This is a genomic window from Legionella bononiensis (assembly GCF_016786215.1).
Classification (GTDB): Bacteria; Pseudomonadota; Gammaproteobacteria; order Legionellales; family Legionellaceae; genus Legionella; species Legionella bononiensis.
Genome location: NZ_JADOBG010000012.1, coordinates 230,805 through 245,885, shown reverse-complemented (window position 1 = coordinate 245,885; position 15,081 = coordinate 230,805). Strand labels below are relative to the sequence as shown.

Sequence of the window (15,081 nt, the reverse complement as noted above, 5' to 3'; positions counted from 1 at the left end):
ATAGCAGCAAAGCCTTGTTAAACCTCTTTTCCAGGCTATATAAATACGGGAATGAATGAATTGTATAATTATTCTTACTGATTTACCTTGTGATCCTCTCTTAACCTATGTATTAATCATTCGATTTTTTAATACCTGCTATTCATTTTTTAAATGCTAATTTAAGCAAACCTTAAGGTTAACCTTGTAGATTAAACCACTTTATCTATCAATTACTGTCCTCGCTAATCGAATCATAGAGAATTGAAATGCCCAAAAGTTACGTCATCCTAAACAACGATGGATTTACACGCGCTCAAAAAGGATCATATAGAGAAGCTCTATTGAAATTCAATGAAGCAATAAGTCAAAAGAATGATTATTACGATGCCTGGCTAAATAAAATCCGTACGCACATAATACTTAAAGAATATGCAGCAGCTGTAGTCTCTCTTGAGCGTATAGAAAAAATAAAACCTGATTTAAATACAAAAAGAAATATTGAATACCTTTATAAACTTATTTATAGCTCCAAAAGCGAAGAAGACCAGGAGACTCAGAAATTATCATTAGAACAGTTGTTTCGCAAAGACATTTGTAACGAACAATATCTCCTGGAATTGCAACAACTGAAAGGCTCTCATCACGAAGTTTCTAAGTGGGATTATCCTCAAAAAATTAACTGGATTGTACAGTTAATCGAGTTTTGCTTATTTTATTACAACAACCCCTCGAATCCCTTTATTAAAAAAGAATTTTTGAAAGAGGACAAAGATGGGTTTAGCCGGGCTTTTTACACCATGAGCAATAGATGCTCAAGTTATTTAATTGATATAAACCGTCATGGATTTCACACCTTGTATCTGAAGAAGATGACTTCACGTTACATAGAGAATACTCAAAACGACATTTTATCTATGGATGCGATCACCATTTTGCAGATGGTTTTTGAGACTATATACTATCTACCTCGGGAAAAACGAGGTGAATTAGTACCCTTACTTCCATGGGGCCCAAATTCATGGTATCTGTTAGAATTTTGCGGCGCGATCATTAGCAACAAGAACTATGAAAAATTAGTTGGGATACTTTACACGAGTGATTTGGATGAATCCGCAACCAAACAACTCTTTACCTTTCAACAAGTACAAAAAGACAGTACATGCTTAGTAAAAATTGCTCTTCGTGACATTATAAAATGTGATCTTCATATTATGCTTAATTTTTTCTCAAATATTGGCAATCCTTCAGGACCAGTTCGTATGGGTGAATTACCTAATTTAAAAGCCCTGTTATGGAAGCATAAGCATGTATTTAACTTGACACGACTCATTAGTATATTGCCGTTGCGATCAGACCAAACTCCTAAAAAAATTATCAGAGATGATAAGCAAGATTATATAAAGCTCACTCCTTATGCACAATTGGTACTTCTTAATAAACCTGATTTTTCTTTTAGCTTGAAAGGCAGGCTCTCATTGATACGACGTTTACAATTAATTGGAGAAATATTTACCAAAAAACATTTAGGTGATGAACTGGATAAAGTAACCTATATCAATCCGACACAATTGACATCGGTTCGCAATGCCTTATGTCATATCGAAGATCTTTTATCCTATTCTGAGATATACGATTTAGAGCAGAATGCCTTCCGTCTCAATCAGATCTATGATGAACTGTCTCATTTAAACAAAATGATCTATCGTGAAATTATCAAATTTCAAAATCAGTTTCCTGATTGGCCAGATATTCAGAAGGATTATTCTACCTGGAGTAGTCCTGTATCGTTTTATTGGAATAGAGTAAAAGAAGTATATCTTCCGAATAATACATTTGATCACCAAAACTATATTCCAGATACAAAACTTCTGACTGAAGATCAAATTAATTTATTATTAAGCCGTTTAAAAGAAGGTGACCATAAAAATAAGATTCGTCTTATGTTAAATGGCCTCGTTCCGTTTGAAAAAACCGATAATAGGGATCTCTCTTCATTTATAAATGAAGGTATTAAAGCAGATACTGTACGTAAACCATTAGGTGATGCGCATAGAGAATATAATAAATTAAAAAGAGCAGCAGAGCAGAACTGGGCAAAAGAAAATAAAGAGAGAAACCGTGAAATCGAAAGGCTACGAAATGCAGAAATGCAAACGCATTTTCCAATATTGCTTGAATTAAGTAAAAATCTGGGGGCTCATTATCGTCCTAGTCAATTAACGACACAAGTTGAAGCCTTGGAATTATTTAATTGTTTAAAATCACGTATGATAATGCTCAGGGAAGTATTCATTGAGTCAAGTGTTGATTTTACCGATGTAAGTGCTGTTTCCGAAAGCCATATAGCTCAACTACTCATTAACGATGTAGAGTTACTATTCGCCAGCGGGTATTTAATTGGTCAAATTATTGAGATAATAAATAAATTTGTCAGCTTAGGCATAGTTCACGAAATGACTCCTGAAATAGAGCCAAAGATTGATGACTATATTGCTTTAAGAAATGGACTTGAACACAGTAACCCAATCCACGATAGTGAAATGAATTTATATATCCACATGCAAAGTAAAGTGAACATTAAACTTGCAACTGTAGTTATTGATTTAATTGCAACACATTACGATGTGATATTGACACGCGTTCCTCAGAATATACCTGATACACTTATCGAAATTGGACGCAAACAACAGAGTAGCTTTATTGATTTATCTCAAACACCATATATGTCACCAGCCAGAAAAAGTTTTATAAGAAGCAGTGCAGATGAACAGTTCTTCTTCAATAGATTTACTACCCACAGCAGCAAGGGAGATTGTCAGGGTACAGTGAGTTCTGATCCATTTACTAGCAGCAGCTCCAGTTGCACCAGCAGCTCCAGTTGCACCAGCAGCTCCAGTTGCACCAGCAGCTCCAGTTGCACCAGCAGCTCCAGTTACACCAGCAGCTCCAGTTACACCAGCAGCTCCAGTTACACCAGCAGCTCCAGTTACACCAGTGGCTCCAGTTACACCAGCGGCTCCAGTTACACCAGCAGCTCCAGTTACACCAGCGGTTACTGCGACACCAGAAGCTCCGGCGACACCAGAAGCACCAGTGACACCAGAAGCACCAGTGACACCAGAAGCTCCTGGAACACCAGCAGCTCCTGCGACACCATAAGCTCCATGAACTCGAGTAGCTCAAGTAGTTCAACTCGCTCTTCTAGCACTGCCAGATCTTCTGCAACTACTGGCACCTCCAGTTTCACCATATTTAGCCGTTCAAAAAGTTCAAAAAGTACAAAAAAGAGTATGCAGATAAAACCTGGGGGTACATCATCAAAACAGGGGACGAGTAAGAGAAAATCATTCAGTCCAACTGGGTAACTTTTTTTAGGAAGGCATACTGCAGAATTACATACCTCCATGATTAATTAACATTTCTCTGTAGATGACAAGTTATTGGTCAAATACCAAGTTAACATGAATATTATTGAGCTAAATAGTAGTCAAAATTACACCATACTCACACATACAGAAGCCCACATCAGTGCCCCGTAATAACTGCTGACTAAAAAAGCTCTAAAACACTTCTGCGGTTTTCGACTTTGGATGAGCTTCATTTGATAAAATAATACCCCTGCTCCTGCACACCAAAACAAATAAAATCCAAGGTTAGTCTTATTCATTAAAGCCCATAACAACCATAATGAGTGTAAAGCAAACATCAATACACCGATCATAAAACGATCGTAATCAGCAAAATAGATTGCAGTCGATCTCACTCCTATTTTTAAGTCATCTTCTTTATCTGTCATGGCATACATGGTGTCATAGGCGATTATCCAGGCAAAATTAATCAATAACAAAATAAGCAAATCCACATTAATTGGCACAGAGGATGCTACATAGGCCATAGGCATACCCATAGAAAATGCCAACCCCAGAATAATTTGTGGCGCATTTAAAAATCGTTTACAAAAGGGATAAAGAAATGTAATGAATAATGAAACCAAAGCCAAATAAAAACAGTCTTGTGGCAAATTTATTAATACGATTAATGAACAAAAAAGGAGAATAATTAATAGTACAAAAGCGTCTACCAAACTGATTTCACCGGAGGTTAATGGGCGTAATTTAGTTCTCGCGACATGCAAATCAACGTTCCTATCTGCTATGTCATTAATAACACAGCCTGCGGATCGCATGAAAACCGTGCCGATTAGAAATAAAGAGAATAACTTAAAAGATGGGCTCCCTTTATTGGCTATCCACAAAGCCCAGGCCGTTGGGTACCACAATAATAAAATTCCAACCGGTTTATTTAATCTTGCCAGTCGCCAATAAGCACCCCATTTTGTCACGAAACACTCTCTAGTTGTGGTAATAAAATTTCAATCAAATAAAATCGATGCGTCTGTTGAACTGAATATTCAGCCAATCGAACCCAAAGAATCCCTTTAACAGTTTTTACATGGTTTTTAACCCAATGGTACTCGATACAGTCAGAGTCAACTGGATAACAAATCATCTGTACTCTTTGGACTCTGCTTTCGCCAAATATTAAATTTCGAATCGATTCATTTTGCAGTCTATTAAAAAAATCTGGATTAGAATCATAACATCTTTGCGGAATAATGGTTCGAGCGTACCAATACTCGATACCTGTATTTTTCATCAATATTTCCCTTAAGAAAATATGACCATCCTGTATTTGCAGCACATATTGACTCCACCAGTCTGTTTTTATCCAATTTTGAAAAACGAGTTCCAAGTCTGCTGATCCCCGGGACGAAATTAACTTATCAGTTAATGAATCCTCATACTCTCTCCACTCCTTGAGAAATTCGGAGTCTTGAGAATCAGCAATATAAATTGGCTGGCTGTTGATATACATAGGTACTTTTACTTGAATATTATTCAGATGAATAGTACAAAAATAACGGATTGGGAACAAGTAGATTAACTATCCAGTTACTGATAATACCCTTATGACAAAGTCTGATGTTTCATCCTCACTCTGCCCAGTCTGTTTACTATAATCTCTACTTTTTCACGAGTTCGGATATTACTTAATGTAAAGGTTCCATTGCTTATTCCATGTGCCGCGTCATGTGCAAAAGCTATGTTGTTTGTGGAATTAACACCGGACCAATTTACTGTCCAGTGATGATAACTCCATTGCCACTGATGAAGCACTTCATCCTGAGTCAGTTTTTTATTAAATCGAGTAAGAGCAACTCCTTTTGACCAATTGAATGCAGGATCCAAAGGAACAAGATATACAGTATGACCCTGACTAACTGATTGAATTCTGGCGTATTGAACGATGGATCTGATGTCATCGATTAATGTCTGCTTTTCATTTTTACTAATCAATTGAGTCGATGAACTGACACTTAATAAAGTCAAGCCAGTAATCAAAACCAGAACGATCACAAGTTCAATTAATGTAAATCCCGATATTTTCATATGAATTGATTAATTAATTGACTAATGCTTTTATGAAATGAAGCATCTTAAACGCTTCTTTTTTTTCCATGGGATTATCAAGTAAATGTTCTGGTGATACTCCAGATAGGACTGGACACTGGCACTGAGTGGAGTGAAATAATTCACTTAATTCTACCCCTAATACCCATATTACTTTAGGTGATTTATGTTTTGAAAAAGAATATTCTTGTAGTGATTCACTGATTAATACATCTGTAGCATTCAAACCGAGATAAGCTAGCATCTTATTTAACAGAATTTCAGCTTTTTTGCTTAAATGCGGTTTCTTGATAATTATGAGTATCGGTGAAATCTGTTCCGACTCGGATTCCTGACGTTCCAATCCCAGACAAGTCTCTTTATGTACCCAGGGAGTAATGCCTAATTGCTTCAAGTAATAAAGAGTCAGATTGCTATACATATCAATTTTGAATCAAAAAAAACGAGTATATCTTGAAAATTCAGTAGAGTCAGCATCTAAATAATGAAACACCTATGATGCACATCCTAATCTCCCGAGTAATGCATAGAAGTTTGCCAAGATATTAGTACCTGGTTAAATCATTCAACACTCGAGACATAAACTTCATAAACAGAAGACAACAAATTTTTAATTTGCTGGATCATCTGGTTTATGATGAAAATAGGCAGCAAGTGCAGCAGCGATTTTCTTAGGAGATATTGCAGCTAAATTTGCCAAGCTTTTATTCATTACCCCTGGAATGATGTATAATTTTTTTCTCATCAGACCTTTATATGCAATTTTAGCGACTTTTTCAGGAGATAACATGCCTGTATAGCCACGCTCTAACATGGAGTTCTCCATTCCTGCTGATAAAAAGAATGACGTTCTGGTTGCTCCTGGACATAATATCGATAACGATACATTGCTATCCTTCAGTTCATAAGCAATAGCATGAGAAAGTGATGCAAGATAAGACTTACTAGCATAATATGCTGCCATATATGGCCCTGGTTGAAACGCTGCGGTAGAAGATACTTGCAAAATACTTCCTCCATTACGCGCTACAAAATCACCCAGATAACATTGAGTTAACTCACTCGGAGAAACCATATTAATCTGTATTAATTCATCAAGTTTATCGATTCCCATTTCTGCAAAAGAACCCATATATCCGATTCCTGCATTATTAACCAGGCAATTAATTTCAACCCCTCGCGATTCCAATTCATTATATAAATTGACAGCGCTTCCAGATTTGCTCAAATCGCAAACTGTATAGGCGACTTTGACTTGATATTGTTCATGAAATTCATTACAAATCTCTTTTAATCGTGTTTCATCTCGAGCAACAAGCATCAAATCATGGCCATGCTGTGCAAATTCACGCGCCAAGCATAGGCCTATTCCCTTCGATGCTCCCGTCACTAAAGTCATCATAAAAAGCTCCTTTTTTAATTGTTTGCATTGGCTCAGCTTTATCTTTTAGATAGAACAGTAATTGGCTAGCCGCGGCATGTTGTCCATTATTTAACAATTTAAAAACTCTCAAAGTTTGAGGCATCGATAAATCCCATTGATCATAATATTCGGGCTTTAATAATTTAATAGTATTAAACGGGAGTTTTTCGATTTCTTTTAGGGTATCAAACAGAATTTGTTGGGGATTGTCTTTCAATTCTTTTATTAAATTAATAATGATATGAAGAATAATATGTGTTTTGTTTTTAATCTTGGCAAAATGCTCCAGACAGATGAACGGATTGTGAATTTTTAAGGAATGGCGTGCATAACTCAGAGCGTTTTTATCATCACTTGATCGCACCATATCCTGTGTTAATTTGAGAAATATAGGATATAAGGCATGCAAAACATCATGATTTTCTACCCCTAATCCTGAACTGTGATGTTGAGGAACAGCATTACCGAAAAAAGTAAGGGGGCTTTGCTCGGGTTCTTCAAAATTCTTGAGATTAAGTTCATTGTTTTGCTCTTCTTCTTTCAATTCTTCACTTGATCCTTTTGATTTGATATAAAGAGGTGAAAGAGCGCCGAAATATAAAGTTCTTAACTCAAGGGATTGCTTCATTAATGCTGTACGGTTTGGTAATGTGGATTGGGATATCAAATTATTTACAATATCAAACCAGTGTCTATCGCCTCGATAACAACAATACGCGAGCAAATCACCTAGGGAATTAAATGTTGAATACATCATTTCCTGGTTTTTATTAGTGTAATTTACTTTGGTTCCATATCGAGCAGTCAAATAATCCTGCGTTGCTTCATATCCTCTTTGAATCATTTTATTCTGACTTTCTATCTCTACACTAAAGCCTGAAACAGGAATATCATCAACATTAGGAACTATAGTTTGATGCGCATATTGCCTTAATTTCAAACGGTCCTTTACCCAACCACTGGCAGGATCGTTTACACCGGTTATGAAACTGTAGATCCAATTGAGAACCACATTCTCTCGATATACTTTCTGCATGATACGATCTATCGCAGTTCGTTCAGTACCATTATCAAATTGAACCGCTAGCAATTTCAGATTATTTCCATACTCGGACTCCAGTAACGTTGAGTGGTCATCAGAAAAAACTTCAGTTGGAAAATTACTTAAAATGCCACCATCATTATGAGCTTCACCATCGATCAGTTCTGCCTTATACACAATAGGAAATTTAGCAGAAACTTCCACTGATTTGGTAAACTCCATATCAGGTGATCTGGCTAATGAAAAATAGGTCGTTTTACCTTGCTTTTTATTGGTTGCAGTAACCGTTATTTCGTCACCTAAACCACAACCTGGACATTGTTTCTTTATATTATCCAAAGTTCTGAATGTAATAACGCCTTGCGGATAGGCGATATTATATTTTGCGACAATTTCCTTCAGCTTGTTGGTCACCGCATAATCCAGCGCCGCTTTTAAAGAATCAGAACCCGATAAACCATCAAAATCAATATCATAATGGACTAGATGTTCTTGTTTGAAATTTCTAAAAAGGACCGCTATTTCATCAGCAGAATAACCCAGGTAACACAACATGGCCATAATCGCGCCGGCTGAACTTCCTGCAAAACGGGTTGGCCTGATATTCGCTTCATTCAATGCTTTCCAAACACCTACGTGCGCAAAAATTTTTGCGCCGCCACCGCAAAAGACAAGATTTTCTATATCCGGTTTTTTCTCTCGTACTATAATTTCTTTAGTTACTGTACGCTGAAAAATCTTTATCGTATCCGTTTCATATAATAAAGATAAATTATTATTAGGCACGCTCTGCTCAATAGGTACGTAATCGGTCGCAAACCAGGAATAAATCCAATTCCATAACCTGATATACCAGGCCTCATAGGCATTTAAATTATGAGTTTTTCTGTATGAACTCATTTCCTCAAAACGCGCTGCTGGATTTATTATATCAATTGCTTGAGGATGAGCGCGCTTGCAGATGGATTCAGGTCTGATGCTTTTGAAATTTTCCTTTATTAATTGGTCAACCAATTGATCCGTTATTATGACTCTTTTCGTATTGCCTAGTGGTTCTCTTTGAGAACTATCAGGATCTTTATATTTTGTACCTGTTGGAGGAACAAGGAATTGATTGAAACCAATTAAAATACCTTTATCTCCATGATTGATTTCAATTCCAGTCAACTGGTAATTAAGAGATAACTCCAAATCAGTAATTTTCCAATAATCAGATTTATTATTTTTAAACCAATTGCTTAATGTATTCCACCAGCTTAACCGTTGTTCTGCTGTGTAACCTCGATACTCATTTACATTAACACTACTAAAATAAACACTCTGTTTTTCATTTTGATGTGGCGCAAGCAGCCATTGAAGAAAGACCTCTATTTTATCTTCACTTAATCTGGAAAAATCGAACATCATTCGTTCGTTATCGAACAAGTAATTACCAAGGGCTATCTTATTATCAGGAGCCAATCCGTTAACTCTAAGTCGACCAAGATAAGCAGTTATGATAATTTTTTTTAAAAGTTCTAAATTTTTAGGGTATTTTGTGTCAGATTCCAGCAGCTGACTTATTATGTGCTGTGGGGTCATCACTTCATCCTTAAGTCTGAAAATCCGTTAAAAAAAACATCTGGAGTAATGCTGGTCTTTTTAAAATATTTATTAAAAATCATTATTACAATTATCATAAATTATCACGGATTAAAATAGAACAAAGTTAATTCACTCAGGAGTGGTCATATATTATACCATATGACCAATGCATTAGATAGGTGCGTTAAGATATATCAGTTAGAATTGTAGCAATAACTTCTGAAGGACGAGCTGATTGAGTAATTGGTCTACCGATAACTAAAAAATTGGTTCCTTCAGTAATGGCCTGTTTTGGGGTCATAATACGAGATTGATCATCATTTGAATCAGCCGTTAATCTAATTCCGGGGGTTACTGTTATAAAATCATCTCCACACTCGTGTTTAATTGTTCGAACTTCATGAGCTGAACTAACGACACCATCAAGCCCGGCTTCCTGGGCAAGCCGAGCCAGCATTGTTACTTCATTAGTTAATGGATTCGTAATTCCTATATCACTCAATTCATGTTCTGTATGACTGGTAAGTACTGTTACAGCAATGAGTATAGGCCTATCCTTACCCAAACCCTTTAATGCTTCATTTGCTGCTTTCATCATATTAATGCCACCAAGAGCATGAACATTCATCATCCAAACACCCAAATCTGCAGCAGCTTTACATGCATGAGCTACAGTGTTTGGGATGTCATGAAACTTTAAATCCAAAAAGACATTAAATGTTCTTGAAACCAATTGCCTTACAAACTGCGCACCAAAACGGGTAAAGAGCTCGCTACCGACTTTTAATCCACAGGTTGCAGGATCTATCGAATCTATCAGATTTAAAGCCTGACGTTCATTATCAAAATCCAGTGCGACAATTAACTTTGAAGTCATTTAAACAACAGCCTTTTCTTGAGTTAATAAAGCTTCTTTTACAGCGGCTACAACATGCCTTTGTTCTTCTATCTGTAAATATGGGTGCATTGGTAAACTAATTACTCGATTACTTGCCAGTTCTGCATGAGGAAAATCACCCGTACGATAATTCAAATAACTTAATGCTTTTTGATGATGCATGGCAACAGGGTAATGAACTGCTGTTGGAATACCTGCTGCTTGCATTGATTTTTGGAACTCATCTCTATCATCTACTTCAATAGTATATTGGGCATAAACACTGGTATTGTGGCTTTTTACAAATGGAACCTTAACCAAAGACCCCAGCATTTCATTATATCGTTGTGCTACTTTTTGACGCATAATGATTTCATCAGGAAAAATTTTCATTTTTTCAATCAAAACAGCAGCCTGAATAGTATCCATGCGCCCATTAATTCCAACACGACTATGACAATAGCGTGCATTTTGGCCGTGTATTCTGATTTCAATTAATCGTTGTGCCAGAACATCATCATTAGTAAAACAGGCTCCTGAATCCCCATAACCGCCCAACGGTTTTGATGGGAAAAAACTCGTACAGCCAATAGTAGTTAAAGCACAGGAATATTTATCTTTATAGGTAGCACCAAAACTTTGAGCGGCATCTTCAATCACTGGAATGCCATACTGATTAGCTATAGCATTGATTTCATCATAATCAGCACATTGACCGTATAGACCTACAGGCATTATTGCTTTTGTCTTTTTGGTAATAGCAGCTTCCAGTTTAGCCGGATCAAGATTATAGGTCATAGGATCTATGTCTACAAAAACCGGTTTGGCATGACACAGACTTATTACTTCAGCTGTTGCGAAGAAACTGAATGGACTGGTAATAACCTCGTCACCCGGTTGAATTTCCAAAGCCATCAACGCCATTAATAGAGCGTCAGTACCGCTGGAATTAACAATGGCATGCTTTACTCCAATAAAAGATGCCAGTTGCTTTTCAAGCTCAGCAATCTCTGGACCCATAATATATTGGCCGTGATTTAATACATTTTTTATACTATTAAGTATGTCATTTTCGATCAAGGAATATTGTTTTTTTAAGTCAATAAATTGCATTATAGTCTCATAATTTTTATATAATATATTTTATTATCAATAGGTTATTAACATCTAACGAAATTCAAACCCAACCTATTCTAATCACCCTCTAAACCATGAATTGGTTTCATTCTACCCCACTGTTTACAACTTGGACAATGCCAGTGCAAATGCTTACCACCAAAACCGCAATGACCGCATCGATAAACAGGTTTATTGTCTAAAAATTTGCTCGTAATATCATAGAGCATCTGTAATTTATCACGCACTTTGCCATGAGCGGACTCAAGATGCCAATATATCAATCGATTCAAGCCTCGAATTGAAGGATGCTTACTCAACTTATCTGCTACAAAATCAATAGCGGTATCCATATTTTTATTCTGGCGTAAATATTCAGCAATGACGAAAATTACTGAGGCTCTGGGATGATCAACCAGAGTTTGTTCCAGATAATGAATACAGTCCGCCATTGTATCGAGTTCCTTATGACAGAACACCAGAGGCTCAATAATTTCAGTTAAGAATTCAGCATCCTGAAGGGGGACTCTTTTTAAAGAACGTATAGCTTGTTTGTATCGCCCTTCTTTCATTTCGATACTTGCATTCATTAAACTGGCTCTAACAGATTGTGAGTCAACATTCATTGCCTGTTTGATACAATATACTGCCCTATCCAGAGCGTTCACTTTCAATGCTTGGCTCGCCATTTCACAATAATAATGAGCAGCTTGATTATGCAAACTATTCCCTGTTGAAATTTCCAGTTTTTTAATTACATCAAGAGCTTTTTCCCATGCTTTTTCCTGCTGATATATAGCCAATAAGCCTTGTAAACTACTGGTTTCTTTACTTCCACCTAATTCGACAACTTCAAGGAATATACGCTCAGCTCGATCAAAAACTCCTGCGCTCATATAATCTTGACCTAAAGCCATTAATGCTTCTTTTCGCTGTAATATACTCAGCTGTGGTCTTGCAATTAAATTCTGGTGGATTCGGATGGCTCTATCGACCTCTCCACGCCGTCGAAACAAACTGCCTAAGGCTAAATGTGTTTCAACAGTATCACTATCCACTTCCAGTAATTTGATAAAGATATCTACAGCTTTATCCGATTGTTCGTTTAATAAATAATTTAATCCAACAACATATTCGCGTGATAAACGATTGGTTACATGAGTATTTTTATCGGAATTACTGCGATGTGCGACCCACCATCCTGACCAAGCGGCAGCAGGCAACAGTAGTGGCCATAAATTAATCATTTATTAATTTCCCTCTCTTTGCATACCGAGTTCCTGATAATAAAAGAATTAATGTTGATCCTGTAAAGGAATTGAACGTAAATTTTTAATTTCTTTTTCAGTGAGTTTCAATTGATTTTTCATTCTATGACATTCAATTTTTAAACGCCAATATCTGCTGATAAACAGTATAAATCCAACAAATATACCGACACCAAGCATCACTGTCATCAGTACGGATATAGGCATGGAAACTGTTTTAAAATAAAAGTTAACAGCTACAGAAGATGCATTTAAAGCAGCAAAACTAACACCAATAATAATCAGTAAAATATAAGTAACCAGCATTAATATGCGCATTCAGGATTCCTTGTATCTTTAAACTGTCCCATCATAACATGATCAATCCAGATAAGTCAGTTGAAATGAGCTTTAAAAAAAATGGAGTTATCACCTAATTCATAGATGCGAATTCAAACTAAAAGGACTCAATTTAAAATAATAAAATTGAATTCAAATAATGAACTAACATTTGTCAGATTCAGCATCATCTTTTTTTTAATAATAAAAAAAGCGTAGTTAAAACTACGCTTTTTTATGTTTGGGCCGTTTAGAGACTATTCGCCTTCTTTACTTGCCATTTTTTCTTTCAATAAATCACCCAGAGTAGTTGAGGTTCCTTCAGCTCTTGAGTATTTCTTAATTGCATCAGCTTCATCTTGTGCATCTTTAGCTTTAACAGAAAGAGTTATTGAACGATTTTTTCTGTCAACATTGATGATTTTGGCTTCAATTTCATCACCCTCTTTAACAAGAGTGGTTGCATCATCAACGCGTTCATCAGAAAGCTCACTGGCACGTATAGTACCGGTAATATCGTCTGCTAATGCTACAGTTACTGACTTGGCATCTACTGCTGTTACAGTACCTTTAACAATTGCACCTTTAGTGTATGAATCAGCGAAACTTGTAAAGTTATCCCCTTCAAGTTGCTTCAATCCTAAAGAAATACGCTCACGCTCTGGATCAATAGCCAGGATGACTGCTTCCAGCTCTTGACCTTTCTTAAACTGTTTTACTGCTTCTTCACCAGGAACAGTCCAGGAAATATCAGATAAGTGAACCAGACCGTCAATTTCTCCATCCAAACCAATAAAGATACCAAAATCAGTGATTGAACGAATCTTTCCACTAACTTTTTGACCTTTACTATGAGATGCAGCAAATTGTTGCCATGGATTACCAACACATTGTTTCATACCCAGAGAGATACGACGTCTGTCTTCGTCAATTTCAAGAACCATTACGTCAACAACATCACCCATAGATACTACTTTGCTTGGATGAACATTTTTGTTAGTCCAATCCATTTCAGACATGTGTACCAGACCTTCCACGCCTTCTTCAATTTCAACAAAGCAACCGTAATCAGTAATATTGGTTACTTTACCTTGTAAGCGCTTGGTCAGAGGATAACGCTCTACCAAATCAACCCAAGGATCATTACCTAATTGTTTCATACCTAGAGAAACACGGTTTCTTTCGCTATCAAAACTCAATACTTTTACTTTTACATCTTGGCCAACTGACAATAATTCACTTGGATGTTTAACACGTTTCCAGGAAATATCAGTGATATGTAACAGGCCATCAATGCCACCCAGGTCGATAAATGCACCGTAATCGGTAAGGTTTTTAACGATACCATGAAGCTCTTGACCATCATGCAGCGACTCAAGAAGAGCCTGTCTGTCAGCACTGCTTTCCTCTTCGACAACTGCGCGACGAGAAACAACAATATTATTACGCTTCAGATCCATCTTGATTACTTTGAATTCAAGTTCTTTACCTTCAAGGTAAGAAGGATCTCTTACAGGTCTTACATCTACTAACGAACCAGGTAAAAATGCACGTATGGTTCCAATTTCAACAGTAAAGCCACCTTTGACTTTGCCAGAAATGAGACCAGTAACTGTTTCATTATTTTCATGGGATTTAGATAATTTACGCCAGGCTTCCTGACGTTTGGCTTTTTCTCTTGAAAGCAGCGTTTCGCCGTGGCCATCTTCAACTGAATCTAATGCCACTTCGACAGTATCACCTAGGCTAATTTCCAGTGCGCCATCTTTGTCATAAAATTCTTCTACGGCAACAATACCTTCAGATTTTAATCCAGCATTTAAAGTGACGTAGTCATCATCTATACCAATAACTTTGGCAGTAATAATCGCACCAGGATAAAATTGAGCGCCGATAATACTTTGCTCAAATAGTTCTTTGAAACTTTCAGACATGTTAATAAACTCTTTAGTAAAAAAATGAAAGAATGAGATCCACTCACCTTCCCCCCAACAAACAAC

At 36.6% G+C, this 15,081-nt stretch carries 12 protein-coding genes; 1 reads left to right on the top strand and 11 read right to left on the bottom strand.

Going from position 1 to position 15,081, the window contains the following annotated elements; all coding sequences use genetic code 11:
• Nucleotides 1–248: 248 nt before the first annotated feature.
• The gene (locus IZU94_RS18220; RefSeq protein ID WP_238400293.1) at nt 249–3,347 is read left to right on the top strand and encodes a tetratricopeptide repeat protein; all 3,099 of its coding nucleotides are present in this window, start codon (nt 249–251) and stop codon (nt 3,345–3,347) included.
• A 128-nt stretch (nt 3,348–3,475) separates the two neighbouring features.
• Here the strand turns inward: IZU94_RS18220 and ubiA are convergent, their stop codons facing one another.
• The 11 genes from ubiA to rpsA all read right to left on the bottom strand — a co-directional run bounded on the left by ubiA (nt 3,476) and on the right by rpsA (nt 15,015).
• Nucleotides 3,476–4,324 carry a 4-hydroxybenzoate octaprenyltransferase gene (gene ubiA / locus IZU94_RS09275; protein WP_203110068.1) on the bottom strand — a complete coding sequence of 283 codons (849 nt, stop codon included), beginning with the start codon at nt 4,322–4,324 and terminating at the stop codon, nt 3,476–3,478.
• The gene (locus IZU94_RS09270; RefSeq protein WP_203110067.1) at nt 4,321–4,857 is read right to left on the bottom strand and encodes a chorismate--pyruvate lyase family protein; all 537 of its coding nucleotides are present in this window, start codon (nt 4,855–4,857) and stop codon (nt 4,321–4,323) included. Before IZU94_RS09270 ends, ubiA begins: the two co-directional genes overlap by 4 nt.
• A gap of 92 nt (nt 4,858–4,949) precedes the next feature.
• Nucleotides 4,950–5,432, bottom strand: a complete 483-nt coding sequence (locus IZU94_RS09265) for a GspH/FimT family pseudopilin (protein WP_203110066.1) — start codon at nt 5,430–5,432, stop codon at nt 4,950–4,952.
• Nucleotides 5,433–5,445: 13 nt separating this feature from the next.
• The gene (locus IZU94_RS09260) at nt 5,446–5,874 is read right to left on the bottom strand and encodes a DNA polymerase III subunit psi (RefSeq protein ID WP_203110064.1); all 429 of its coding nucleotides are present in this window, start codon (nt 5,872–5,874) and stop codon (nt 5,446–5,448) included.
• Between the two features lie 189 nt (nt 5,875–6,063).
• A complete protein-coding gene (locus tag IZU94_RS09255) occupies nt 6,064–6,855 on the bottom strand; it encodes an SDR family NAD(P)-dependent oxidoreductase (protein WP_203110063.1) in 792 nt (263 codons plus the stop codon).
• On the bottom strand, nt 6,800–9,499 hold the full coding sequence (gene vpdC, locus IZU94_RS09250) for a Dot/Icm T4SS effector VpdC (protein ID WP_238400294.1): 2,700 nt from the start codon (nt 9,497–9,499) through the stop codon (nt 6,800–6,802). The genes IZU94_RS09255 and vpdC overlap by 56 nt, the downstream gene beginning before the upstream one ends.
• Nucleotides 9,500–9,686: 187 nt before the next feature.
• A complete protein-coding gene (gene pyrF / locus IZU94_RS09245) occupies nt 9,687–10,379 on the bottom strand; it encodes an orotidine-5'-phosphate decarboxylase (protein WP_203110061.1) in 693 nt (230 codons plus the stop codon).
• Entirely contained in the window at nt 10,380–11,492 is a 1,113-nt protein-coding gene (locus IZU94_RS09240; protein WP_203110060.1) for a DegT/DnrJ/EryC1/StrS family aminotransferase, read from the bottom strand.
• 80 nt (nt 11,493–11,572) lie between these two features.
• A complete protein-coding gene (gene lapB, locus IZU94_RS09235; protein ID WP_203110059.1) occupies nt 11,573–12,742 on the bottom strand; it encodes a lipopolysaccharide assembly protein LapB in 1,170 nt (389 codons plus the stop codon).
• Nucleotides 12,743–12,790: 48 nt separating this feature from the next.
• Entirely contained in the window at nt 12,791–13,081 is a 291-nt protein-coding gene (locus tag IZU94_RS09230) for a LapA family protein (protein ID WP_203110058.1), read from the bottom strand.
• A 257-nt stretch (nt 13,082–13,338) separates the two neighbouring features.
• Complete coding sequence (gene rpsA / locus IZU94_RS09225; protein ID WP_058473200.1) at nt 13,339–15,015, bottom strand: 30S ribosomal protein S1; 1,677 nt, start codon at nt 15,013–15,015, stop codon at nt 13,339–13,341.
• Nucleotides 15,016–15,081 lie beyond the last annotated feature (66 nt).

What these genes read in the sequence shown, in the direction of transcription:
- IZU94_RS18220 (WP_238400293.1), top strand. Translation starts at nt 249, where the DNA reads ATGCCCAAAAGTTACGTCATCCTAAACAACGATGGATTTACACGCGCT.
- IZU94_RS09270 (WP_203110067.1), bottom strand. Translation starts at nt 4,857, where the DNA reads ATGTATATCAACAGCCAGCCAATTTATATTGCTGATTCTCAAGACTCC.
- IZU94_RS09265 (WP_203110066.1), bottom strand. Translation starts at nt 5,432, where the DNA reads ATGAAAATATCGGGATTTACATTAATTGAACTTGTGATCGTTCTGGTT.
- IZU94_RS09260 (WP_203110064.1), bottom strand. Translation starts at nt 5,874, where the DNA reads ATGTATAGCAATCTGACTCTTTATTACTTGAAGCAATTAGGCATTACT.
- IZU94_RS09255 (WP_203110063.1), bottom strand. Translation starts at nt 6,855, where the DNA reads ATGATGACTTTAGTGACGGGAGCATCGAAGGGAATAGGCCTATGCTTG.
- vpdC (WP_238400294.1), bottom strand. Translation starts at nt 9,499, where the DNA reads ATGACCCCACAGCACATAATAAGTCAGCTGCTGGAATCTGACACAAAA.
- pyrF (WP_203110061.1), bottom strand. Translation starts at nt 10,379, where the DNA reads ATGACTTCAAAGTTAATTGTCGCACTGGATTTTGATAATGAACGTCAG.
- IZU94_RS09240 (WP_203110060.1), bottom strand. Translation starts at nt 11,492, where the DNA reads ATGCAATTTATTGACTTAAAAAAACAATATTCCTTGATCGAAAATGAC.
- lapB (WP_203110059.1), bottom strand. Translation starts at nt 12,742, where the DNA reads ATGATTAATTTATGGCCACTACTGTTGCCTGCTGCCGCTTGGTCAGGA.
- IZU94_RS09230 (WP_203110058.1), bottom strand. Translation starts at nt 13,081, where the DNA reads ATGCGCATATTAATGCTGGTTACTTATATTTTACTGATTATTATTGGT.
- rpsA (WP_058473200.1), bottom strand. Translation starts at nt 15,015, where the DNA reads ATGTCTGAAAGTTTCAAAGAACTATTTGAGCAAAGTATTATCGGCGCT.